Below are 23,300 nucleotides of genomic sequence, written 5' to 3'. Positions count from 1 at the left end.
GCGGAGGCTCCCGGCGGCCTTGACGAGCGGGGGGCGCGCTCCAAGAAAGCCGAGCTTGTGCCGTGAATCACGGTGATGCGTACTATGTACACTACTTAGGTCCGGAGTCAATGCCCGGACGCGGACCGCGTCTCAGAGATCCAGCACGAGCCGGTCCGAGAGGCAGCGCGAGACGCACGGCATCATCGTCGCCCCGGCCTCCCGCTCCGCATCGGTCAGCAGGCCGTCGCGATGGTCCGCGACCCCCGCCAGGACGGGCGTCTCGCAGCTTCCGCAGATGCCCTCGCGGCACGCGTTCGGAATCTGGACGCCGGCCTGCTCCAGCGCGTCCATCACGGTCTCGAAGGCGCCGACCTCGACGGTCACCCCGGACCGCGCGCACTCCACCTCGAAGGCGGTGTCCTCGCCGTCCAGCACCTGATCGCGCGCGGCGGCGAACCGCTCGACGTGCAGGCTCCCGTGCGGCCACGCCTCGCACCGCCGCTCCACCGCCGCGATCAGGCCCTCGGGCCCGCAGCAGTAGACCGCCGTGCCCGGCTCGGGCGCGCCGAGCAGCGCGTCGAGGTCGGGACGGCCGTCGCTGTCCTCGGGGACGATCGTCACAGCGTCTCCGTACCGGGCGAGTTCGGGCAGGAACGCCATCGAGTCCCGGCTCCGCCCCCCGTAGACCAGGCGCCAGGGGACGCCGCCGTCCGCCGCCTGCGCGATCATCGGCAGCAGCGGAGTGATCCCGATGCCGCCCGCCAGGAACAGGTAGCGCGGCGCGTCCTCCAGCGGAAACCGGTTGCGCGGACCGCGCACCCGCACCGTGCGGCCGGGCCGCAACTCCTCGTGCACGTAGGCCGAGCCGCCCCTGCCGTCGGGTTCGTACAGGACGGCGATCCGGTAGGAGCCGGTCCCGCCGGGCGCTCCGCACAGCGAGTACTGGCGAACCCATTTTCCGAGGTCGATCTCAAGATGGGCCCCCGGCTCCCACGGAGGCAGCGGCGCGCCGCCGGGAGCGGTCAGCGTGACCGACAGGACCCCGTCCGCCTCCCAGGTCATCGAGCGGACGACCAGCTCGCGTTCGTTCTCCACCATGGCTCGTACTATGTACGGTACTTTGCATACCCGTCAAGAGTCGGGGGTTGACATGGCAGAACTCGCCGTACAAAGTACGTAACATTGTTAAAGGAGGTACCGTTGTCCACCAACGCCACGTCCCCCGGCCGCTCCCGGCCCGAGCGGCGCCAGCCCGGCCAGGACTGGTCGTCCTGGCCGACCTATGAGAGCGCCGCTCTCGGGTTCCGCGACCACTGGTACCCCGTCCTGTGGACCGAGCAGGTCGGCAAGAAGCCCGTCGCCGTCACCCTGCTCGGCGAGAACATCGCCCTCGTCCGCGAGGGCGAGGAGATCCACGCCCTGCACGACCGGTGCCCCCATCGCGGCGTGCCCCTCTCCCTGGGACGGCGCCAGTTCCCCGGCACGGTCTCCTGCCCGTACCACGGGTGGACCTACGACCTGAAGGACGGCAAGCTCTGCGGCGTCCTCACCGACGGCCCGGACTCGCCCATCAAGGGCCGCGTCAAGGTCCGCACCTACCCCGTCCGGCAGCGCTTCGGCCTGGTCTGGGTCTACATCGGCGACGGTGACCCCCACCCGCTGGACGACGACCTGCCCGAGGAGCTGCGACACAATGCGCTCGTCATCGGCGGCCGCACCGACGTCCGCAAGGGCAACTGGCGGTTCGCCGCGGAGAACGGCTTCGACGAGGGCCACGCCAAGTACCTGCACAACACGGCGCTGTGGCGGTTGTTCAAGGTCATGCCCGCATGGAACAAGACCCGCGTCGTCGAACGCGGCGAATGGCTCGTCCGCGTCCAGGACGAGGTGCACTGGGAGGCCCGCATGCCCGGTCTCGGCCTGTGGACCAACAAGCGCTGGTGGAAGCGCATGCCACTGCCCGACGCCCCCGGCAAGGCCCAGAAGACCAACCCCGTGATCAAGGGCCTCGACCTGCCCGGCTTCGTCTCGATCCGGATGCCGGGCATCCTCCGAGTCGCCTACCCGCAGTTCATTCACTACGAGTGGTACGTCCCGGTGGACGCCGACAACGTGCGCTACGTCCAGCTCATGGTGCGCTTCGAGACCGGTGCCCGCGCCGGCCTCTTCAAGCTCAAGTACCTCGCCGCCATCCGCTGGCTGTTCCACGGCCAGTTCACCGCGCAGGACGCCTGGATGGTCGACGTGATGGACGCCCCGCCGGAGAAGCTCTACCGGCCCGACCTGTCCCTCACCGCGTGGCGGCGCAAGGTCGAGCAGAGCGCTCCGAACGTCCAGCCGGACAAGCGGTAGGCGCTACCCTCGCTCGGGAAGACCGACGAGACACGGAGCGGAATGGCCAAGAGGGACGCGCGGACGCTCACCCGCGAACGCATCGTCGAGACCGCTGTGCGCATAGGCGACTCCGAGAGCCTGGACACACTGACCGTCCGACGCCTGGCCGGCGAGCTCGGTGTCGGCGCGATGACCCTGTACAGCTACTTCCGCAACAAGGAAGAGATTCTCGACGCGATGGCCGATCACGTCCTCGGCGGGATGGAGGTCCCTCCCGCCGAGACGGACGACCCCATCGACCTGCTTGTGGGATGCGGGCGCGCCTTCCGCGCGATGATGCTCGCCCACCCCTGCGTCGTCCGGCTGCTCTCCACCCGAGTCACCGACAGCATCGACGCCCTGGACGGCGCCATGGAAGCCGTCCTCGACCGCCTGGAGTCGGCGGGGCTCAAGGGGGCGGACGCCACCCGCGCCTACGGTGTCCTCATCACCTACGCGCTCGGTTTCTCCGGCTACCAGACGCCCCGCACCTGGGGCGACGACCCGGAGGGCCGCCGCCAGCGCCACCACTTCTATGCCGGCCTCCCCGCCGACCGCTTCCCCAGCACGTTGAGGCTGGCCCCGGAGCTCCCCACGCTCGCGTCCTCGGAGCAGTTCGAGTTCGGCCTCCGCCTGATAGCGGAGGGGCTGGCCGCCGCCAAGCACTGACGGCCCGCCATGCCCCCGGCGCGGCAACACTCCGCACCATTCTGGGGGTGGCTGGCGGACCTCCGCGTCGTCAGGTGATCGCGTTGCCCGGGTCGGACCGGTCAGCGTGGCGGAGATCGAAGTCAACCTTTGAGCAGGTAGCGCTTGGGTGTGGTGCCGACCGTGCGGCGGAAGGCGGCTAGGAACGCGCTCGCCGTGGCGTAGCCCACGCTGTGGGCCACCCGCGATACCGGCTGCCCCTCGGCCAGCAGCGGCAGGGCGGCACGCAGCCGTACCTGGGTGCGCCAATGGTCGAAGCTCATGCCCGTGTCGCGCACGAACAGCCGCGTCAACGTCCGCCGGCTCACGCCCGCCGCGCGGGCGTGAGCCTCCAGGCTGCGCGGGTCTGCCGGGTCTGCCAGCAGGGCGGGCCGCGACCACCTGGACGCGCTCGTCGGTCGGTTGCGGCACGTTGATGGGTCGGGTGGGCAGAGGACGCAGCAGGTCGGGCACTACCGCCTCGGCACGCGACCGTGCTTCGTCGGTGAGGTCGGTGCGGTCCAGATACCCGATGAGCTCGGCCAGCAGTCCGTCGACGCCGACCGCCGTCGGTTCGGACCAGTTCACCGGGCAGCGGTCGGGCGCCAGATAGAGGCTGCACAGGACCGCGTCGCGGGTCGCGCCGGTGGTGTGGGTGATGCCGGCGGGCAGCCATAGCGCCCTGGTGGGCGGCAGGACCCAGTACACCTCGTCCACACCGACGCTCAGGACGCCGCGGCGGGTCCAGGCGAGCTGGTGGTAGGTGTGCTTGTGCGGGGGGATCCACTCTCCGGAGGCCAGCGGGAAGTGGCCGACGGTGATCGCGCCCATGTCCTCCATGCGACACAGTCTGGCCCCATCGCGGATTGTGGCCAAATGCGGCGGATCATAGCGTCGTTCAGATGCCGATGATCGTGTTGTGCCTTGTCCAGTTCATGCTCGTGCTCGACGACACCGTCGTGAACGTCGCCCTGCCCAGCATCCGCGATGACCTGGGCTTCGGCGCGTCCGGGTTGCCGTGGGTCGTCAACGCCTACTTCCTGGCCTTCGGCGGGTTGCTGCTGTTGTGCGGCCGGCTGGCGGACCTGCTGGGCCGCCGACGCGTCTTCCTCATCGGTGTCGCGCTGTTCGGGGCGGCCAGCCTGGCGTGCGGGCTGGCGCAACAGCCGTGGCAGCTCGTGGCCGGGCGGTTCGTGCAGGGCACGGGCTCGGCGATGGCCGGTCCGGCGGCGATGTCGATGATCACGTTGCTGTATCCGGGGCCGGAGGAGCGGGTCAAGGCACTGGGCATCTGGGGCGGGATCGCGGCCCTGGGCGCAACCTCGGGCCTGGTGATCTCCGGGGCGCTGACCGACCTGGTGTCCTGGCGCTGGATCTTCCTGATCAACCTGCCCGTCGTCGCTGTGGCGCTGGCGTTGCTTCCCCGCCTGGTCCCCGAGTCCCGCGCCCCCGGGCGGCGCCGCCTCGACGTTCCCGGCGCGGTCCTGATCACCGGTGCCGCGGTGACTTTGGTGTACGGGCTGCTGCGCGCGGGTGAGACCGGCTGGACCGATCCGGTCGTCGTCGGCGTCGTCGCGTTGTCCGCCGCCTTGGCAATGGCGTTCCTTTCGGCCGAGTCGCGGGCGGTCGCGCCGCTGGTGCCCGGGGCGTTCCTTGCCTCGCGGACGCGGGCGGCGGCCAACGGCGCGACCCTGCTGTTCTCGATGGCGATGTACGCGATGTCGTTCCTGCTGATGATCCAGGTGCAGGCCGCCCTGGGGTACAGCCCGCTCCTTGCCGGCATCGCCTACCTGCCCTACGGCGCCGGCATCCTGTCGGGCATGTGGCTGTCCTCCCGAATCTCCCCCAGAATCGGGACGCGCTGGACGCTCCTGCTGGCGTTCCTGGTCAACATCGCCGGCCTGCTACTGCTATCCGGCTTGGTGGCGGGCGACTCCTACCTCGTCCACGTCCTGCCCGGCATGCTCGTGCTGAGCGTGGGCAACGGACTGGGCCTGCCCGTCATGGCCACGGCCGCGGTCGACGGCACCACCGAGGACGACGCCGGTCTCGGCTCGGCCCTGTTCACCTCCGTCCAGCAGATCGGCGGAGCCATCGGAGTGGCCGCGCTGGCCATCATGGGCTACTCGAGCGGGCTCACGGCGGGCGCGATCTGCATGGCGTTCGGCGCCGTGCTCATCGTCGCGCTATTGCCGCCGCAGGCCAACAGCCCGCGGCAGCCCGCCGACATGGAGGCGGCGGCCGAAGCAAGTCGATAGCCGGACACCCAGGTGACGACGACATCGGCGAGGCCGCCGCTCTCCCCGTGGTCAGGATGCGGCGGAACCGACGCACCGCGGACTCACCCTCGTCGGCCTCCGCCACCTCAGAGCGTTGCTGAAACTCGTCGGCATCACGCCCGCCCAGATGCTGAAGGACGAGACGGCTGTCGTGGTGGAAGAGCGCGTGGGCGGCACCCATGCCCGCAGCGCCTCCGAAAGCGATGGTCTCCGGCATCGTAGATGCCGGGCGTCCAGCCGTCGATCAAGCCGTCCGAGAGCATCATGTCCAGCGCCCGGTCCAGTCTCCGCAGGCCATGGGCGGTGGTCGGGCGATGCCGTAGCCGTCAGGTCGGGTACTTGCGCACGAACCACCACCCGTGCGGCTCCCCGCTCCGCGATGGTTCGAGCACGGGCGGCAGATGCTCCAGCACGATGCGCTCAGCGCTGCACCAGTCGGCGAATCTGATGACGTGCTGCGGCCCCTGCTGGGCTGTCATCCAGCCGCTCCCTTCAGGCGTACGAGGTCAAGTGATCGGGAAGCAGGAGTCCTAGCGGAAAGGGCGCTTCCGTTGACCTGGGCGAGCAAAAGGAAGGGCAGGACCAAAGCCCAGGTCCTGGACAGGCTCAAGCAAGTGGTCGAGGACCTGGAGGCCAGCGTCAAGGACCCGGCGACCTACACGGTCGGGGACTGCGTCGAAGACTGGCTCGCCAAAGGCCTCAAAGGGCTGGATGACGACACGGTCGGCAACTACGGGAGCCTGGCCCGGAAGCATGTCATCCCGCTGCTCGGCAAGGCGAAGCTCGCTGATCTGCGAGCCGACGACGTCGACGAGTGGCTCGACGGGCTCTCCGGCACGTTGTCGACTCGGAGCCTGCGGCTCGTGCACGCGATCCTCAAGCGCGCGATCCGGCAGGCTCAAGCACGCGACATGATCATGCGGAACGTGGCCGAGCTGGTCAAGACCCCCAGGGCACGGCCGGAAGGCCGAGCCGGGCTCTCACCCTTGAGCAGGCCCGGGCCGTGCTGGAAGCGGCCCAGTCATCTCGACTGCACGCCTACGTCGTGGTCAGCCTGCTGACCGGTGTCCGTACGGAAGAAGCCCGCGCGTTGCAGTGGGCACACGTCGTGGCGTGGAGCGATGAGACGGCCGAATGGCGGCCGGTGGTCAAGGCGGGCTTCGATCGCGAGAGGTTCGCCGTCTACGTGTGGCGGTCCGTGCGAGCCCACGGTGACACCAAGACCGAGAAATCGCGGCGGACGCTGGAACTGCCGCTGCAGGCGGTGGACGCCCTACGACGCCATCAGACGCGCCAGGCCTCCGACAGGCTCAAAGCGGGGCCGGCGTGGCAGGAGACCGGGCTGGTGTTCTGCTCGACGACCGGAAAGCCGCTGGACGCCGCGAACGTGCGGCGGGGCTTCCGGCTCATCACCAAGAAGGCGGGGATCGGGGAGACCTGGTCGCCGCGCGAACTGCGTCACTCGTTCGTATCGATCATGAGTGACGGCGGGGTGCAGAGCGATCGCAGACCTCTGCGCGCACTCCTCTCCGGCGGTCACCGGGGAGGTCTACCGGCACCAGCTCAGGCCGGTGATCACCCGGGGCGCCGAGGTGGCCGACGTGGTGTTCGGTCCGGGCAAGTCGGCGTAGGCCGGATGGTGGTGGCTCCCCTTTGGCTCCCCATCGACCTTCAAGATCGGAAAAGGGCTCCGGAATGACCTCCGAAGCCCTTCTGACCTGGTCTTTCTCTGTCGGGACGGCGGGATTTGAACCCACGCCCCCTTGACACACCTCGGTAGGCGGCTTCCACCGGATGGACCGGCCAGCCGACTACGGCACCCGGGCCGGCGTGGTGTCCGTACGGACAAGGAACGGGGCGAAGTCCGCCGCGAACAGGGCGGCGCGCCCGCCGGTCACTCGGGGTTCTCGTAGCGGACGTTCAGCTCGTCGTTCGCGACGGTGATGTGGATGGTCGCGCCGTCCCGGACATCCCCGGCGATGAGCGCGCGCCCGAGTCGGGTCTCGACCTCGCGGGCGATGAAGCGACGGAGCGGACGAGCGCCGTACACCGGATCGAAGCCCTGCTCGGCGATCAGCCGCCGGGCGTCCTCGTCGATCGCCAGGCGCATCTGCCGGTCGGCCAGCCGGGCGCGGAGGTCGTTGAACATCAGGTCGACGACCTGCTCGATCTGCGGCAGCGTGAGCGGCTTGAACAAAACGATGTCGTCGACCCGGTTGAGGAACTCCGGACGGAAATGGCGGCGCAGTTCGCCCATCACCCGGTCGCGGGCGTCCTCCTCGATGTCGCCCTCTGAGGTGACGCCCTGGAGCAGATGTTCCGACCCGATGTTGGACGTCATGATGATGACGGTGTTGCGGAAGTCGACGGTGCGGCCTTGCGCATCGGTGAGGCGGCCGTCGTCGAGCACCTGGAGCAGCGTGTTGAACACGTCGCCGTGCGCCTTCTCGATCTCGTCGAACAGCACGACCGAATAGGGCTTGCGGCGGACGGCCTCGGTGAGCTGGCCGCCCTCCTCGAATCCCACGTAGCCGGGAGGTGCACCGACCAGCCGGCTGACGGTGTGGCGCTCCTGGTACTCGCTCATGTCGATGCGGACCATGTTCTCCTCGGTGTCGAACAGGGCCGCGGCGAGGGCGCGGGCCAGTTCGGTCTTGCCGACACCGGTGGGGCCGAGGAAGACGAACGAGCCGATGGGGCGGCGCGGGTCCTTGATGCCCGAGCGGGCGCGGATGATGGCGTCGGACACCAGCTGGACGGCCTCGTCCTGTCCGACCACGCGCTCGTGCAGAACCTTGTCGAGCTTGAGCAGCTTGTCCCGCTCGCCCTCCTGCAGGCGGCTCACCGGGATGCCCGTCCAGCGGGACACGATCGCCGCGATCTCCTCCTCGGTCACGACCTCGCGCAGCAGGCGTCCGCCGTCCTGCTTGCCGGCCAACCGCTCCTCCTCGGCGCGCAGCCGCCGCTCCAGGTCGGGCAGCCGGCCGTGCCGCAACTCGGCAGCACGGTTGAGGTCGTAGTCGCGCTCCGCGCGAGCGGCCTCCTGCCCAAGCTGTTCGATCTCCTGACGCAGCGCCTGCACCTTGCGGAGCGCCTGGCGCTCGGCCTCCCACTGGGCGCGCATGGAGTCGGTCTCGGCGCGCAGCCCGGTCAGTTCCTTCCGGAGTCTCTCCAGGCGGTCCTTGCTCGCCGCGTCCTCCTCCTTGGACAGTGCGGCCTCCTCGATCTCCAGCCGCATGACGCGGCGGGTGAGTTCGTCCAGCGGCGCCGGCAGGGAATCGATCTCGGTACGCAGCATGGCGCACGCCTCGTCGACCAGGTCGATGGCCTTGTCCGGCAGGAACCGGTCGGAGATGTAGCGGTGACTGAGCGTCACGGCGGCGACGAGGGCGGCGTCCTGGATCTTCACGCCGTGGAAGACCTCAAGGCGTTCGCGCAGGCCGCGCAGGATGGAGACGGTGTCCTCCACGGTGGGCTCGTCGACCAGGACGGGCTGGAAGCGCCGCTCCAGGGCCGCGTCCTTCTCGATGTGCTTGCGGTACTCCTCCACCGTCGTGGCGCCGATCATGTGAAGTTCGCCGCGGGCGAGCATCGGCTTGAGCATGTTGCCGGCGTCCATGGCCCCTTCGGTGGCGCCCGCGCCGACGACGTTGTGCAGCTCGTCGACGAACAGCAGGATCCGGCCCTCGGCCGCCTTGACCTCGTTGAGCACGGCGGTGAGGCGTTCCTCGAACTCGCCCCGGTACTTGGCGCCGGCGACGAGCGAGCCCATGTCCAGACTGAAGATCGTCTTGTCGCGGAGGCCCTCGGGTACGTCGCCGTTGGTGATGCGCAGGGCGAGACCTTCAACGATGGCGGTCTTGCCGACGCCGGGGTCGCCGACCAGCACGGGGTTGTTCTTGGACTTGCGGGACAGGATCTGGACGACACGACGGATCTCGGTGTCCCGGCCGATGACCGGGTCGAGTTTGCCTGCCGCGGCATCGGCCACCAGGTCACGGCCGTACTTCTCCAACGCCTCGTAGGCGACCTCGGGCATCGCGGACGTCACCCTCTGGTTCCCGCGGATCTGGGTGAGGGCCTCCAGGAAGGAGTCCCTGGTGATGCCCTGACGTTCCAGCAGCCGTCCCGCCGCCGTCGCCGAGCCCTCCTCCAGCAGCGCGATGACCAGGTGCTCCACGGAGACATATTCGTCCTTCAGCCGTTCGGCCTCCTGCTGGGCGGTGTCGAGCAGGCGGGAGAGCCTCTGGGTCACCAGGACCTGGCCGGGTTCGGTGCCGGGACCGCTCACACTGGGGCGGTGACCCAGTTCGGCCTCCAGCGCCTCGCGCAACCGTGCCGGATCGGCCTTCGCCTCGGTCAGCAGTCGCGGGACCAGGCCATCGGCCTGGTCGAGCAGGGCGAGCAGGAGGTGCTCGCCGTCCACTTCGATGTGGCCGAAGCGCAAGGCCTTGGTCTGGGCGTCGTGCAAGGCCTCCTGGGATTTCTGGGTCAGGCGGTTGGGGTCCACGTTCGGCCTCCGGTGTGGTGTTGGATGCGCAGTTCCCGCTCGAGCTCGGCGATGCGGTCGAGCAGTTCGACCACGAGTCCCAGCGCGGCGTAGTTGAGGCAGAGGCCCGTCCGCAGGCGTTCGAGGCGTGCGTATGCGGCGATTTGCGCCGGCGGGAACCAGAGCCGGCCGGAGCGGTCGCGTTCGGGATCGAGCAGCCCGAGACGCACCAGCCGGCGTGCCAGCTCGGGATGGATTCCGGCGGCCTCGGCGAAGGCGTCGAGGTCCATCCGCCGGGAACGGGCCGGGATGATGGCGTAGACCGTGCCGGGCAGCAGATGGACCATCAGGTTCTCCTCGGGTCGAACGGTGACACCGAGGCGAGCTCTTCGAGCAGCCGGCGTTCCGTTTCGGACGGCTCGGGCGGCACCATGATCCGGACCTCGGCGAACAAGTCGCCCGGGGTGCCGCGGGGGTTGGGCAGCCCGCGGCCGCGCAGCCGGAGCCGCCGCCCACTGGACGTGCCAGGGGGCACCTTCAGCTTGGCCTCGCCGCCGGGCGTCTGCAGTGCCACTGTCGTGCCGAGGGCGGCCTCCCACGGAGCGAGCGGCAGGTCGGTGTAAATGTCGCGACCTTCGACGCGGTAGCGGTGATGCGGGGCGATCCGCACCACCAGGAAGAGGTCACCGGCGGTGTCGCCGCTCCCGCCCTGTCCGGCCAACCGGATGCGCTGGCCGTCGGTCACCCCGGCGGGAACGGTGACGTCGAGGGTCTGCCGGCCCCCTGGACGCTCGAGGGTGATGGTGCGTCTGGTCCCTCGGTACGCCTCCTCGACGCTGACCTCGATCTCGGCCTCCTGGTCTGCGCCCTGCGACGGCGCCCAGGCCGACCAGCCGCCGCCACGCCCGCGGCCACCGAAGATCCCACCGAACAGGTCCTCCAGGTCGATGTCCTCACCGAACCCCTCGGTGCGGCCGCCGCCGCCCGTGGTGGCGTAGGGGCCGGCGCGTCCGGCACCGGCACCGGCGGCGGCACCGGCGCGAGAGCGTGCCCACATGTCCGGGTCGACGTCTTCCGGAACCCGCCGGAAGTCGGGCCCGAATGCGTCATAGCGGCGGCGCTGCTCCGGGTCGGAGAGGATGGCGTAGGCCTCGGAGACGTCCTTGAACTTCTCCTCGGCTCCGGGGTCCTTGTTGATGTCGGGGTGATGGGCCCGGGCGAGCTTGCGGTAGACCCGCTGGATCTCGTCCTGGCCGGCGTCGCGGGAGACCCCGAGCACCTCGTACGGATCTTGGACGGCCATCACTCACCGGCCCTGGCCGACACCGACACCAGCGCCGGACGCAACTGGTTCTCGTCGTCGCCGTAGCCCGGCTGGTGCACCTCGACCACCGTGCCGGGCGGAACGTCGGTGTCGGCGCGCACGGCGACCGCCGAGTGCCGGGCCGGATCGAACGGGACCCCCAGGTCATCGCGACGCGGATAACCGAGGTCGCGCAAAGTCGCCACGGCCCGGTCCCGGACGCTGCGAATGCCCTCGACGAGGCCCCTCGGGTCGGACTCGGCGTGCTGGAGTGCGCGTTCGAGGTCGTCGAGTACCGGCAGCCACGCCGCTGTGACCTCAGCCCGCTGGGCACGGCGCTGCGTCTCCAGTTCGCGTGTCATGCGTTTGCGCAGGTTGTCGAGGTCGGCGAGTGCGCGCCGCCACAGGTCCTCGAGTTCCTCGACCCGCGCCCTGAGCCGTTCGACCTCGCCGGGATCCCGGCTGGCCGCCTCGGCGGGCTCCTCCTGCCCGGGCCCCTGCCCTGCGCGCTCTGGCCGCTCGAAGGACCGGTCGCGGTCGGCCGGCTGTCCCGTCTGCTCAGTCCGTCGTGAATTCGGCGTCGATGACATCGTCATCCGAGCCTTCCGTCGTGGCCCCGGCGGGACGCTCGCCCGCGCCGGATCCGGTGGTCGTTCCCAAGCCGTGCAGGATCTGCTGGAGTTCGGAGGTGAGCGTGCGCAGCCGGTCCAGCGGCACTTCCTCCTTCATGGCCTGCCGGGCGTCCTCGATCAGCCCCTCGGCCCGCGACTTCTCGTGCACGGGCACCGTGTCACCGAGTTCACCAAGCCGGTGTTCGACCTGGTAGATGGCCGAGTCCAGTTCGTTGCGCGCGTCGACCTGCGCGCGCAGGCGGGCGTCCTCCTGCCGGTTCTGCTCCGCATCGGCGATCATGCGCTCGACCTCGCTCTCGTCGAGGTTCGAGCTCTGGCTGATGGTGATGTGCTGCTCGGCCCCGGTGTCCTGGTCGCGCGCGGAGACATTGAGGATGCCGTTCGCGTCGATGTCGAACGTCACTTCGATCTGCGGTTCGCCGCGTGGCGCGGGGCGGATGTTCTCGAGCCGGAAGCGACCGAGCACCCGGTTGTCGGCGGCCCGTTCCCGTTCACCCTGCAGGACCACGATGTCGACCGCGTTCTGGTTGTCCTCGGCGGTGCTGAACGTCTCGGTGCGGCGGGCGGGGATGGTCGTGTTGCGCTCGATGATCTTGGTCATGACGCCGCCCATGGTCTCCACGCCGAGCGACAGGGGCGTGACGTCGAGCAGCAGGACGTCCTTGACCTCGCCCTTGAGGACGCCGGCCTGGATCGCGGCGCCCAGTGCCACGACCTCGTCGGGGTTGACCGACATGTTGGGGTCCTGGCCGCCGGTCAGCCCGCGGACGAGGTTCTGTACGGCGGGGATCCGGGTGGACCCGCCGACCATGATGACCTCGTCGATGTCGTCGGCGGTCACCTTGGCATCGCTCATCGCCCGTTCCACCGGGCCGACACAGCGCTCGATCAGGTCCGCTGTGATCTGCTCGAACCCGGAGCGCATCAGTGAGGTGTTGAGGTGTTTCGGGCCGCTGGCGTCGGCCGTGATGAACGGAAGGCTGATCTGTGTCTGGGTCACCGTGGACAGTTCGACCTTGGCCTTCTCGGCGGCCTCGAACAGCCGCTGCAGGGCCTGGGGGTCCGCTCGCAGGTCGATCCCGTTCTCCCGCTGGAACTCATCGGCGAGGTGGTCGACGATCCGACGGTCGAAGTCGTCGCCGCCGAGATGACCGTCACCGGAGGTGGCGCGGACCTCCACCACGTCGTCGCCGATGTTCAGCAGGCTGACGTCGAACGTACCGCCGCCCAGGTCGAACACGAGCACGGTCTCGTTTGCCTTCTTGTCGAGGCCGTAGGCCAGTGCCGCCGCCGTGGGCTCGTTGATGATGCGCAGGACTTCCAGCCCGGCGATCTTCCCCGCGTCGCTCGTCGCCTGGCGCTGGGCGTCGTTGAAGTAGGCGGGCACGGTGATGACCGCCTCGGTGACCCTCTCGCCGAGCGACTTGCCGGCGTCGTCGGCCAGCTTGCGCAGCACCAGCGCCGAGATCTCCTCAGGCGCGTACTGCTTGCCGCGCACGTCGAAGCGTGCCGTCCCGTCGGACCCTTCGACCACGTCGAAGGAGACCGCGTCCTTCTCGGTCTCGATCTCGTCGTAGCGCCGTCCGATGAAGCGCTTCGCCGAGGTGATGGTGCCCTTCGGGTTCATGATCGCTTGCCGCCGGGCCAACTGCCCGACCAGCCTCTCCCCCTGCTCGGTGAAGGCCACCACGGACGGGGTCGTCCGTGCTCCTTCCGCGTTGGGGAGGACCCGGGGTTCACCGCCTTCCGTCGCCGCGATGACCGAGTTGGTGGTGCCGAGGTCTATACCGACTGCTCTACCCATCAGGTTCCCTCCGATGGTCCTCACCGCGCACTCCAGCGAGATCGCGTACATCCGTTGCCGGAGACGGCGATGCCTTCGTCCCCACGTTGCGCCGTCAGCCGGCCCAGCACATCCACTGACCGTGTAGGTCCGACTCGGCGCCTACCACGGGGGCGTTGGTGAGGTTGTCGTTGGGAATGGCGGTCGGGCAGGCGGCGCGCGCAGGTCGAACCGCCGGCCCGGCGTGGTCCTGCAGCCTCGTCGCGGGCGAGCCAGGCCTACAAGATCTGACGATGTGACGGCCCCCCGGGGCGGGGATGCTGCAAGCAGTACTTCTCCTCTGTCAGGAGGAGACAGGGAGGTGGATCCATGGCCGTGTTGGGAATCAGCAGGTTCGAGCGCTTCTTCAGGGCTGCCTCTGGGGTGGACGTCGACAAGAACGATCTACGGCGCTATCACGAGTTCCTGGACGCCAAGCTGTACGACCTGCTCCTCATCGGGCAGGCCAGGGCGAAGGCGAACGGGCGCGACATCATCGAGCCGTTCGACCTCCCGATCACGAAGGGCCTGCAGGAGTGCATCCACCGGTTCCGCCGGTTGGACGAGGAGATCGAGGTCGAGCCGATCCTGGAACTGCTGGCGAGGAGGCCCCCGCTGGACATCGCGGTCCGCGATGTCACCGATGAGAAGCTTCCCGAAATCGCTGGCGGCCTTTCCTACGCGCTGGCGCAGGCCTTCCGGATCGTGTTCCCGGACCGGCGCAACCCGCAGACCACGCAGTGGGAGCGGGTCCAGCGCATGTTTGACCTGCTCTTGTGAGCAGGACTGCTGCTTTGACTGGTTCGCGATAGATGCGCTCCCGTGTGCGATTATGGCTTTATGTAAGGTTTACGTAATTTGCCGATAAATGAGACATCCGTGTGTCGGCGGTCGCGTATTCCCCGCGATCACGGGCACGTTCGGTTGCATGGAGGGCAGGCCGCCGACGCGGGGAGCGACGTTCGGTCGCCAACGGGAACAAGCGAGCATCGACGAGTTGCTGACGCGCGTCGACGGTCCGAGGGTCATGCTCGTCGAGGGGGAGCCGGGCATCGGGCGGACCCGCCTGCTCGAGGAGGCCGCGCGGATCGCCGCCGACGAGGGTTTCTCAGTGGTGGACCCGGATATGGCCCCCGAACTGCGTCGGCCCGCGGACCTGGACCTGCTGCTGTCGGCACTCGACGAACCCTGCCCGCCGTCGCCTTCGCCGTCGGCCGGCGGACAGGACCGTTCGGCTGAGCTGCTGCGGGACGCGCTGGAAAGGCGGGCCCGCTCCGCCTCGCTGCTGGTCGTGTTGGACGATCTCGAATGGGCCGATCCCGAGACGCTCCTCGCCCTGCGGACGCTGCCGATCCGACTCGCATCGTCTCCCGTGTGGTGGATTCTCGCACGCCGCACCGGTTCCGGTGGCGCCGAGCCCGATCGGCTGTTCTCCCGGTTGAAGGCGCGCGGCGCCGTCCTGTGCCGGCTCAGTCCTCTGCCGGATGAGGCCGTCTTCGATCTGGTCACCGCCACCCTGGGTGCATGCCCTGATGTCGACCTGCGCGTGCTCGCGGACAAGGCGGGCGGCAATCCGCTGCTGCTTCTCGAGCTGATGAACGGACTGCTCGACGAGGGCAGTGTGATGAACGCCCGGGGTCACGCCCACCTCATCGCCTCGCGGTTGCCGGAGCGGGCCCGTCTCGTCGTCCAGGGCCGCCTGGAAGATCTGGATCCGGCGGCCCGGCGGCTTCTCGAGGTGGCTGCGATGCTGGGGCCGGCGTTCCACCCCCTGGTCGCCGCAGATCTGCTTGGCATCACCCCCTCCGAACTACTGCCGTCACTGGAGGCGATTCTGGCGACCGAGTTGCTGACAGCGCATGAAGAGGCTCTGGTGTTCCGGCACGATCTGGTGCGCGAATCGGTGATCACGGATATTGCCGGTCCCGTCCGGCAGGCTCTGCATGTGCAGATCGGCAGGACCCTGCTGGAGCACGGTGGCAGGGTGAAGGCCGCGGCGGCCCACCTCATGGCGGGGGCGGTCTCAGGCGTCCCGGAGGTCCTCCAGAGCCTGGACCGGGCGAGCGCGCAGATGCTCGACACCGACCCGGCGGTCGCCGCCGAGCTGACCCGGCGGGCGCTCGACCTCACCGAGCCCGCAGATCCGCTGTGGTTCGCACGCACGATGACGGCGATGGGGGCGCTGGTCACCGCCGGTGACCTGACGGGGGCCGCGGAGTTCGCGGAGGGCGCGCTCGACCGATGCGCCTCCGGCCCCTCGACCGCCGAACTGCTGACCGCGCTGTCCTTCGTCCTGGTGCCGATGGGCCAGGCCGCCCGGGCGTCGGACACGGCCAAGGCCGTGCTGGACATGCCTGATCTGAGCGACGAGGTGCGCGACCGCGCCGAACTCGCCCTCCTGCAGGCCGAGGTCGGGCTGCAGGAGGGCGGAAGCGCGCTGGAGCGGGCCAGAGAGATCATCAAGGCGGCCGACGCGCGTGGCCGTGGCCTGGTGACCGGGGCGCTCATCGTCCTCGCCTTGGACGACTGGGACAAGGGCGATCTGATCGGCGCGCTCGACCTCACGCGAACCGGTGTGCGGCAGGTGTCCAATGACGGCGTGCATGAGTGCCGGCTTCACCCAGCTCTGATCCTGGCCTCGTTCCTGGTGGACGTCAGACTCATGGACGAGGCGCGGCGGACGATGGTGCTGGGGACCGGCGGAGCCGAGGGGATCGGACGGGACGGCTGGGCGGCCGGATCGGCGATCGTGCGATCTCGCATCGACCTCGCCGAGGGGCGTCCGGAGGACGCGATCCGCGGCGCGAGGGCGGCTCTGGAAGCCGCCGACGAGGTCGGGGCGCGCCTGCTGGGTTCCTGCGCCAGGTCCACGCTGTCCATCGCGGCGCTGCGCTCCGGCGATCTCGAGACGGCCGCTGAGCACAGCCTCGGAGGCAAGGACGCGGGCGGCCCGGCATCCCCTCCCTTCGATCTGACCCGAAGCGAGTTGATCCGGGCACAGGTGACCGAGGCGTGTGACGGGCCGCGAGCCGCCGTGCCCGGAGTGAGCCGACTCCTCGAGGGCCTGGCGAAGCACAATCGGGTGCTGATCTGCGATCCGACCGCGGCGGCCTGGCTGGTCCGGACGGCGGTCGCGGTGGGTGAGACCGGACACGCCGAGAAGGCCGTTGCTGCGGCGGACCGGCTCGCCGACATGAACCCGGGGCTGCCCAGTCTGGCTGCCGCCGCCGAGCACGCCCGCGGGTTGCTCCACGGCGATTCGGACCTCCTGCGACACGCCGGGGCGGGGCACGCCGACCACTGGTCATCCGCCTCCGCATACGAGGACCTCGGCATCCTGCTGAGCGGGCTGGGCGGCGCGCGCGGCCGTACGATCCAGTGGTTCGACGAGGCTCTCTCCCGCTACGTGGCGGCCGGCGCCGAGCGGGACGCGGCCCGCATCCGTGGGCGCCTGCGGCGGATGGGGGAATCCCGCAGGCACTGGGAACGCCGCGATCGCCCCGCGACCGGCTGGGCCAGCCTCACCGGGACCGAGCGGCGGATCTCCGGGCTGGTCTCCCATGGGCTCACCAACCAGCGCATCGCCGATCAGCTGTTCGTCAGCGTCCACACGGTCGCGTTCCACCTGCGGCAGGTCTTCCGCAAACTCAACATCCGCTCGCGCGTCGAACTGGCGCGGCAGGTCCTCGAACACTCCGACGACCCCCCAGACGCGCATACCAAGAAGAGCTCCGACGGCCCGGAGGCCGAGTTACCTCCCGCCCACAGACGCCCTAGACCGGAATGAGCGGACGCAGGTCCTGGGAAATGCTGGACTTGAGGTCCTTCCACGCCACTTCCGCGACGTAGTGCCACACAGGTCGTGCAGGACGGTGGGCACCAGCCGTTCCACGCCGCCCTCGCCCCACGGGGTGGTGTTCCAGCTCAGCGGACGGACTTCCCCCAAGGCGGATGGGGCGTTGACCAGCGTTATCGGGCACTGTGCCGCCAAGCGTCGACATGGCTGAGACGCAGCCGCTCCACCAACCCTGGCGGGGGCCGGGCGGCTTGGGCTTCGGCTTCGGGTAGCGGTTCCTCGTCACGTCCGCAACACTTCGTTCGCGTGCCGCCGGGTGCCCTACATCCTCCGGCCGGGTAGCAGCTGTCGCTGAGCATTGACGGCAGTGATCGTCCACAGGTCGGTTCCGCTTAGACATTTCCCTACCTGCATGTCCGGCTGGCCGTGCCCTGCGGGGGAAGGCCGCGATCATGGGCCCGGAATCCGTGTTCATCGTCGTCCTGGCCACCGCGGTCGCGGTCCTGCTCTCCCGGGCGTTGTCGGCGCGTACAGGGCTGCCCGAAGCGATCCTGCTCGTCGTGCTCGGCGCGGCGATCGCGTTCCTGCCTGGCATGCCCGAGATCGAACTGCCTCCGGAAGTGGTGCTCCTCGGCTTCCTGCCTCCGCTGGTCTACTACGCGGCGTTCTTCAGCGCCCCCCGCGAGGCGAAGGCGGACGCCGTGCCGATCACGGCGCTCGCGATCGGCCTGACAACGGTGACCACCTTCGCCGTCGCCGCGGTACTGCGGGGGGTTCTGCCCGACCTGGGCTGGGCGGCGGCCGTGGCCCTCGGTGCCGCCGTCGCCCCCACCGACCCCGTCGCCGCAATCTCGATCATGAAGCGGCTGAATGCGCCGGTTCGGATCGTGACCATCATCGAAGGAGAGAACCTCATCAACGACGCTGTCGCGCTCACCGCTTTCGTGCTGGCCGTCGAGGCGCTGACAACGCCCTTCAGCGTCGGCCACGGCATAGCGCGGCTGGCCGGAGTGGTCGCCGGCGGTGTGGCGTACGGCCTGGCAGTGGGGTTCATCGCGTCCCGCCTGCGTCGCCGGATCCGCGATCCCGGCAGCCAGATCATCGTGTCCCTGCTGACGCCGTACCTCGCGTTCGTCCCGGCCGACGAGCTCGGCTTCTCCGGGGTACTCTCCACCGTCTGCGCGGGCTTCTACCTCGGCACCCGCGGAGAGGGCGTGCTCCAACCGGCGTCCCGGCTGCCGGGTCATCTGTTCTGGCAGGTGCTGGTCTTCCTCCTGGAGTCAGCACTGTTCGTTTTGCTCGGCCTCGAGATACGCGTCATCGTGCGCGAGTTGACCGGCGCGGCTTGGCCGTCGGCACTTCTCGGCGCGGCCGCGGTCACGGCTGTCATCGTGGCCCTGCGGCTGGCCTGGACGCAGTTCGTCTTTCCGCTCTCCCGGTATCTGCCCGGCCGCCACATCGCCTTCGATCACCTGCACTGGCGTGGCCGGCTCGCCATCGGCTGGAGCGGCATGCGAGGCGCGATCTCCCTGGCGATCGTGCTGTCCCTGCCGGTTTCCGCGCAGGGACTGCCACCGGAACGGCGCGGCGAGCGGCTCTTTGTGACCGGCGCGGTCGTGTTCATCACCCTGATCGGGTGTGCGACCACGATGCCCGGCCTGCTGAGACGACTGGGCCTGGCTGAGTCCGACCGCGTCCGGATCGAGTACCGGGAGGCGAAGAAGGCCGTGGTGGAAGCGGCTCTGGCCCGGCTCGACGAACTCATCGAGAACGGCGAGGTCGATGGTCGCACTGGCAGGACCTTCCGCCAGCTGTACGAGGACCTCCTGGACCAGATCCGCACTGAGTTCGGTGAGCACCTCGAGGAGGAGCTGACCGACTCCCTCGGCCTCCGCCGCGAACTGGTGCGGACGCAGCGAGAGAAACTGCGCCGGCTCTACTCCAAGGGCAAGATCAGCGCCGAGGGCCTGCGGGCCGTGGACCGATGGCTCGATCTTGAGGACCCCGACATCCGGGAAGTCGGCTGAGCGGGGCCTGGCCGGTACCTGTCAACTCTGAGGATGTGCCGGACCGGACGGACGGGCAACGCTCTGTCTAGAGAACGTCCCGACGAGACGAGAGGGTCAGAACATGGCACTGCCCAGCACCCGCCGCTCCGGTGACACGATGCTCACACCGAGGCCGCGGGCGTTCGACGCGCTCTACGAGCAGATGGAGCAGTTGGTCAACGCGGCCTTCGCCGGCGCCCCCACGGAGATGCCCTGGGTGCCCGCGGCGGACGTCGGCGAGACCGACGACGCCTACGTGATCGAGGCCGAACTACCCGGCCTGAAGAAGAACGAGGTCGACGTGTCGCTGCACGACCGGGAACTGACCATCACGGGGGAGGTCAAGGAGCGGGAGAGCCGCGGACTGCGGCATCGCAAGCAGCGGCGCACCGGCCGGTTCGAGTACCGGGTATTCCTGCCCGGCGACATCGACGCCGAACGGGTCGACGCGAACCTCGCCGACGGCGTGCTGACCGTGACGGTCCCCAAGTCCACGACCGAAAAGGACCGCCACGTCGAGGTCAAGGACTGAACCGACAAGGCGCTTCGACCACATCCGCTGGAGGAGCCGGTGATCGTCCGTTGTGAGCACTGCGGAAAGAAGAACCGTGTGCCGGCAGCCGCTGACGGCGGTCCGGTCTGCGGGAACTGTCACCGGCCGCTCCCATGGATCGCGGAGGCCGGAGACGAAGACTTCGCCGAGGTCGCCGAACACTCCTCGGTGCCGGTCATCGTCGACCTGTGGGCGACCTGGTGCGCGCCGTGCCGGACGGTCAGCCCGGTACTGGAGCACCTCGCCCGCGAACTGGCCGGGCGGCTGAAGCTCGTGAAGATCGACATCGACCGGGCGCCGAAGATACAGGAGCGCTTCGCCGTTCGTGCCGTTCCCACGCTGCTGCTGATGCGTGACGGGAAGGTGATCGACCAGAGAGCGGGCGCCGTGCCCGCTGGGCCGCTCCGAACGTGGGTGGAGGGAACCCTTGGAAGAGACACCTGATCTGAACGGTGCCTACCCCCGGCTCGACCGCGAGCAGATGGGGCTGGTCGCGGCATACGGCGAACAACGCCCGACCCGCCGCGGCGACGTCCTCTACTCGGAAGGGGACCGGGACTACGCCTTCTTCCTGGTCCTGGCCGGGACGGTGGAGATGTTGGACAAGGGCGAAGTCATCAGCCTGCACGGTCCGGGACGGTTCCTCGGCGAACTGGGCCTGCTGACAGGTCAGCCCACGTTCCTCACAGCCCGCGTCGCCGAGCCGGGCAAGGTGATCGTGGTTCCGCCCCGGCGGCTGCGGGAGCTGGCCGGCCAGGAACCCTGGTTCGGCGATCTCGTCCTGCGCGCGTTCCTCATCCGCCGTTCGCTGCTCATCGCGCAGGGCGTCGGGCTGCGGATCATCGGCTCGCGGTTCTCTGCCCGCTGCCGGCGACTGCGCGACTTCGCCGTGCGCAACCGACTGCCGCATCGATGGATCGACGTCGAGGACGATGAGGACGCCGAAACGCTGCTCAGAGGGCTCAGCATCCCGGTATCGGAGACACCCGTCGTGATCCTTGACGGCGAACGGGTGTTGCGCAATCCGGGGGACGACGAACTTCCCCGGCTCCTCGGGCTGCCGCCACCGGCACCGGCCTCCTCGGCATACGATCTTCTCATCATCGGGGCGGGTCCGGCCGGGCTGGCCGCGGCCGTGTACGGCTCCTCAGAGGGCCTGGACACGATGGTCGTCGATGCCATCGCCACCGGAGGACAGGCCGGGACGTCATCGAAGATCGAGAATTACCTCGGTTTCCCCGCCGGCATCTCGGGCGCGGATCTGACCGATCGGGCGGTCATCCAGGCCGGGAAATTCGGGGCGAGGCTCCAGGTGCCCGGCGATGCCACGGGACTACGGGCACGCAGCGACCGTTACACCGTCGACCTCGGCGGAGGCGGCGAACTCTCCGGCCGGACGGTCGTCATCGCAACCGGTGCCCGCTATCGCCGGTTGGACGTCCCGCGCCTGGAAGACTTCGAGGGTGCCGGGGTGTACTACGCGGCGACCCAGGTGGAGGCGCTGCAATGTCGGAACATGCCGGTGGCCATCGTCGGCGGCGGCAACTCGGCGGGCCAGGCGGCCGTATTCCTGGCTCGGCACGCCACACGCGTCCTGCTCTTCGTCCGGGGTGCTGAGCTCGGCGAGAACATGTCGCGCTACCTCGTCGATCGGATCGAGCACTGTCCCGATATAGAGGTGTTCCTCCATACAGAGATCCGTGAAGTGCACGGACACGATTTCCTGGAGGAGGTTGTCGCGGTGAACAACCGGACCGCTGAAGCCCGCCGATTCGAGGTCGGCGCGTTGTTCGTCTTCATTGGAGCCGTCCCCTGTGTCGACTGGTTGGCGGACACGGTCGAACTCGATGACAAGGGATACGTGCGCACCGGCGGCCCTCAAGCCCTGCCGTTGGAGACCAGCCTCCCCGGCGTGTTGGCCGTCGGTGACGTGCGAAGTGGCTCGATCAAGCGTGTCGCTTCGGCGGTGGGGGAGGGGGCGATGGCCGTCCGCCTGGCATTCGTGCGCCTGGACCGATAAACGGCTGTGGGGCGTGAGATGAGCGACCAGCGAATACGTGCTGTGGCGCACGGCGCCGTCACGCCGGCGCGAGTGGGCCTGAGGCAGCTGAAAACGCAGCCTACGGCCTTCGAGATTGCTCGCCTCGCCGTGACAGCAGTTCTCTCGTTCGAGTTCGCGTCGTGGTTGCCCGACACCAGTCCAAGGCCCGTACTCGCCCCTCTGACCGCGATCCTCGTCCTCCAGATCACGCTGTTCCAGACCATTCGCCATGTCTGGCAGCGCGTCGTCAGCGTCGTGGTCGGTGTGATAGTCGCGGCACTACTGTCGAACCTGGTGGGATTCAGTTGGTGGAGCCTGGGCCTCACCATCACCGCCGCGCTGGTCTGCGGAGTCTTGATGCGGCTCGGCAACTATGTCCTCGAGGTGCCGATCAGCGCCATGCTCATCCTGTCTCTCGGAGCCGGTGCTGCGGCCACGGGGCGGATCGTGGAGACCCTCGTTGGCGCTCTCACCGGCCTGATCGCCGGAATCCTGACCTCACCGGTCAGGATCCAAGCGGCAGAGGAGGCCTTGGAGGGTCTGAGCGAGATCATGGCCAGCCACCTCCATGCCATCGCCGAAGGGGTGGAAAAGCGCCCCGAGCCACGCACGTACGGCGAGTTGCTCGCCCAGGCCCGCTTCCTCAGCCGGGATGTCCAACGCGTCGACGGCGAACTCGCACAAGCCGAGGAGAGCATCCGACTCAATCCTCAGGGGGTCGGAATGTTGCGGGCAATGGTGGCGCTACGGGAGACCCTGGCCGCTTTGGAGCACTGCGGGATCACCATCCGCGGCCTGGCGCGCTGTCTAGCCGACCACGCCAACGAGGTTGAGGCAGAGCGAGAGGACCCTTTGTCCCAGAGTGACGCACGCAGCCGGCTGGCCACGGCGCTAGGACATCTGGCCTCGGCGCTGGGCACCTACGGGCGGTTGCGCCGCCAGCAGTTCGCCACAGGATCGACCGACCTCGAGGACCCACTCGCCTATCACCTGGCCGCCGCGCACGAAGAGCGCGTAAAACTAGGTGATTTGTTGTGGGCCGACAGTCCCGATTGGCCGCTCCATGGTGAGATCCTCGTTCATCTCGACCGCTTGAGAAACGAACTGAAGTCCGAGCGGCGGATGCTGACTAAAGGGCGAGCGAATCGCCGGCTCCGCATTCCCAGGCCTTCGCCGCCCGCCACGCTCAGCCCAATCCGGCGGCGAACAGACCTACGCCGAGCACGCTCCTGACCGACTCGCCGTCGACAGGTTCCGAGCGCCTTCAACCTGGAACGTCGTACAGGCCACTGAGG

At 69.1% G+C, this 23,300-nt stretch carries 21 protein-coding genes; 12 read left to right on the top strand and 9 right to left on the bottom strand.

The window, feature by feature from the left end:
• Positions 1 to 132: 132 nt before the first annotated feature.
• The gene (locus BJY14_RS03970) at positions 133 to 1,080 is read right to left on the bottom strand and encodes a PDR/VanB family oxidoreductase (RefSeq protein ID WP_179842347.1); all 948 of its coding nucleotides are present in this window, start codon (positions 1,078 to 1,080) and stop codon (positions 133 to 135) included.
• Positions 1,081 to 1,182: 102 nt separating this feature from the next.
• Here BJY14_RS03970 and BJY14_RS03965 point away from each other — a divergent pair, with 102 nt between their 5' ends.
• Together BJY14_RS03965 and BJY14_RS03960 are read left to right on the top strand one after the other, a co-directional pair.
• Complete coding sequence (locus BJY14_RS03965; RefSeq protein WP_179842346.1) at positions 1,183 to 2,334, top strand: Rieske 2Fe-2S domain-containing protein; 1,152 nt, start codon at positions 1,183 to 1,185, stop codon at positions 2,332 to 2,334.
• Between the two features lie 42 nt (positions 2,335 to 2,376).
• Positions 2,377 to 3,024: a TetR/AcrR family transcriptional regulator gene (locus BJY14_RS03960; protein ID WP_179842345.1), complete on the top strand. Its 648-nt coding sequence runs from the start codon at positions 2,377 to 2,379 to the stop codon at positions 3,022 to 3,024.
• Between the two features lie 122 nt (positions 3,025 to 3,146).
• On the opposite strand, the gene BJY14_RS44330 is transcribed toward BJY14_RS03960, so the two are convergent.
• Complete coding sequence (locus BJY14_RS44330) at positions 3,147 to 3,356, bottom strand: helix-turn-helix domain-containing protein (RefSeq protein WP_218905077.1); 210 nt, start codon at positions 3,354 to 3,356, stop codon at positions 3,147 to 3,149.
• A gap of 588 nt (positions 3,357 to 3,944) precedes the next feature.
• On the opposite strand from BJY14_RS44330, the gene BJY14_RS03950 reads away from it, so the two are divergent.
• A complete protein-coding gene (locus BJY14_RS03950) occupies positions 3,945 to 5,300 on the top strand; it encodes an MFS transporter (protein ID WP_218905075.1) in 1,356 nt (451 codons plus the stop codon).
• Here BJY14_RS03950 and BJY14_RS47650 read toward each other — a convergent pair.
• On the bottom strand, positions 5,218 to 5,538 hold the full coding sequence (locus tag BJY14_RS47650; RefSeq protein WP_376769992.1) for a lantibiotic dehydratase C-terminal domain-containing protein: 321 nt from the start codon (positions 5,536 to 5,538) through the stop codon (positions 5,218 to 5,220). The genes BJY14_RS03950 and BJY14_RS47650 overlap by 83 nt on opposite strands.
• A 109-nt stretch (positions 5,539 to 5,647) precedes the next feature.
• The gene (locus tag BJY14_RS03945) at positions 5,648 to 5,800 is read right to left on the bottom strand and encodes a hypothetical protein (RefSeq protein WP_179842344.1); all 153 of its coding nucleotides are present in this window, start codon (positions 5,798 to 5,800) and stop codon (positions 5,648 to 5,650) included.
• A 135-nt stretch (positions 5,801 to 5,935) separates the two neighbouring features.
• On the opposite strand from BJY14_RS03945, the gene BJY14_RS03940 reads away from it, so the two are divergent.
• Together BJY14_RS03940 and BJY14_RS03935 are read left to right on the top strand one after the other, a co-directional pair.
• Complete coding sequence (locus BJY14_RS03940) at positions 5,936 to 6,382, top strand: tyrosine-type recombinase/integrase (protein ID WP_179842343.1); 447 nt, start codon at positions 5,936 to 5,938, stop codon at positions 6,380 to 6,382.
• Positions 6,325 to 7,020, top strand: a complete 696-nt coding sequence (locus tag BJY14_RS03935; protein ID WP_218905073.1) for a tyrosine-type recombinase/integrase — start codon at positions 6,325 to 6,327, stop codon at positions 7,018 to 7,020. The genes BJY14_RS03940 and BJY14_RS03935 overlap by 58 nt, the downstream gene beginning before the upstream one ends.
• A gap of 195 nt (positions 7,021 to 7,215) precedes the next feature.
• On the opposite strand, the gene clpB is transcribed toward BJY14_RS03935, so the two are convergent.
• The 5 genes from clpB to dnaK are packed head-to-tail and all read right to left on the bottom strand — an operon-like array spanning position 7,216 to position 13,549.
• Positions 7,216 to 9,831 carry an ATP-dependent chaperone ClpB gene (clpB, locus tag BJY14_RS03930; protein ID WP_179842342.1) on the bottom strand — a complete coding sequence of 872 codons (2,616 nt, stop codon included), beginning with the start codon at positions 9,829 to 9,831 and terminating at the stop codon, positions 7,216 to 7,218.
• A complete protein-coding gene (locus BJY14_RS03925) occupies positions 9,813 to 10,157 on the bottom strand; it encodes a chaperone modulator CbpM (RefSeq protein WP_179842341.1) in 345 nt (114 codons plus the stop codon). Before BJY14_RS03925 ends, clpB begins: the two co-directional genes overlap by 19 nt.
• The gene (locus tag BJY14_RS03920) at positions 10,157 to 11,113 is read right to left on the bottom strand and encodes a DnaJ C-terminal domain-containing protein (RefSeq protein WP_179842340.1); all 957 of its coding nucleotides are present in this window, start codon (positions 11,111 to 11,113) and stop codon (positions 10,157 to 10,159) included. Before BJY14_RS03920 ends, BJY14_RS03925 begins: the two co-directional genes overlap by 1 nt.
• Positions 11,113 to 11,709 carry a nucleotide exchange factor GrpE gene (locus tag BJY14_RS03915; protein WP_246395788.1) on the bottom strand — a complete coding sequence of 199 codons (597 nt, stop codon included), beginning with the start codon at positions 11,707 to 11,709 and terminating at the stop codon, positions 11,113 to 11,115. Before BJY14_RS03915 ends, BJY14_RS03920 begins: the two co-directional genes overlap by 1 nt.
• Positions 11,672 to 13,549: a molecular chaperone DnaK gene (gene dnaK / locus BJY14_RS03910; protein ID WP_179842339.1), complete on the bottom strand. Its 1,878-nt coding sequence runs from the start codon at positions 13,547 to 13,549 to the stop codon at positions 11,672 to 11,674. Before dnaK ends, BJY14_RS03915 begins: the two co-directional genes overlap by 38 nt.
• A 348-nt stretch (positions 13,550 to 13,897) precedes the next feature.
• Between dnaK and BJY14_RS03905 the strand changes: the two genes are divergently transcribed.
• The 7 genes from BJY14_RS03905 to BJY14_RS03875 all read left to right on the top strand — a co-directional run bounded on the left by BJY14_RS03905 (position 13,898) and on the right by BJY14_RS03875 (position 23,238).
• On the top strand, positions 13,898 to 14,347 hold the full coding sequence (locus tag BJY14_RS03905; protein ID WP_179842338.1) for a DUF1931 family protein: 450 nt from the start codon (positions 13,898 to 13,900) through the stop codon (positions 14,345 to 14,347).
• Between the two features lie 148 nt (positions 14,348 to 14,495).
• A complete protein-coding gene (locus BJY14_RS03900) occupies positions 14,496 to 17,354 on the top strand; it encodes a LuxR C-terminal-related transcriptional regulator (protein WP_179842337.1) in 2,859 nt (952 codons plus the stop codon).
• A gap of 476 nt (positions 17,355 to 17,830) precedes the next feature.
• Positions 17,831 to 19,390: a Na+/H+ antiporter gene (locus BJY14_RS03895; RefSeq protein WP_312878961.1), complete on the top strand. Its 1,560-nt coding sequence runs from the start codon at positions 17,831 to 17,833 to the stop codon at positions 19,388 to 19,390.
• 103 nt (positions 19,391 to 19,493) lie between these two features.
• Positions 19,494 to 19,943: an Hsp20/alpha crystallin family protein gene (locus BJY14_RS03890; RefSeq protein ID WP_179842335.1), complete on the top strand. Its 450-nt coding sequence runs from the start codon at positions 19,494 to 19,496 to the stop codon at positions 19,941 to 19,943.
• A 78-nt stretch (positions 19,944 to 20,021) separates the two neighbouring features.
• Complete coding sequence (trxA, locus tag BJY14_RS03885; protein WP_312878960.1) at positions 20,022 to 20,408, top strand: thioredoxin; 387 nt, start codon at positions 20,022 to 20,024, stop codon at positions 20,406 to 20,408.
• On the top strand, positions 20,392 to 21,984 hold the full coding sequence (locus tag BJY14_RS03880; RefSeq protein WP_246395787.1) for an FAD-dependent oxidoreductase: 1,593 nt from the start codon (positions 20,392 to 20,394) through the stop codon (positions 21,982 to 21,984). The genes trxA and BJY14_RS03880 overlap by 17 nt, the downstream gene beginning before the upstream one ends.
• 18 nt (positions 21,985 to 22,002) lie before the next feature.
• Positions 22,003 to 23,238, top strand: a complete 1,236-nt coding sequence (locus BJY14_RS03875) for an FUSC family protein (protein WP_179842333.1) — start codon at positions 22,003 to 22,005, stop codon at positions 23,236 to 23,238.
• Positions 23,239 to 23,300: the final 62 nt, after the last annotated feature.

It is taken from the genome of Actinomadura luteofluorescens (assembly GCF_013409365.1).
GTDB lineage: Bacteria > Actinomycetota > Actinomycetes > Streptosporangiales > Streptosporangiaceae > Spirillospora > Spirillospora luteofluorescens.
Note: the sequence above shows the minus strand (reverse complement) of the source record. Positions and strands in the feature narration are given on the sequence as shown.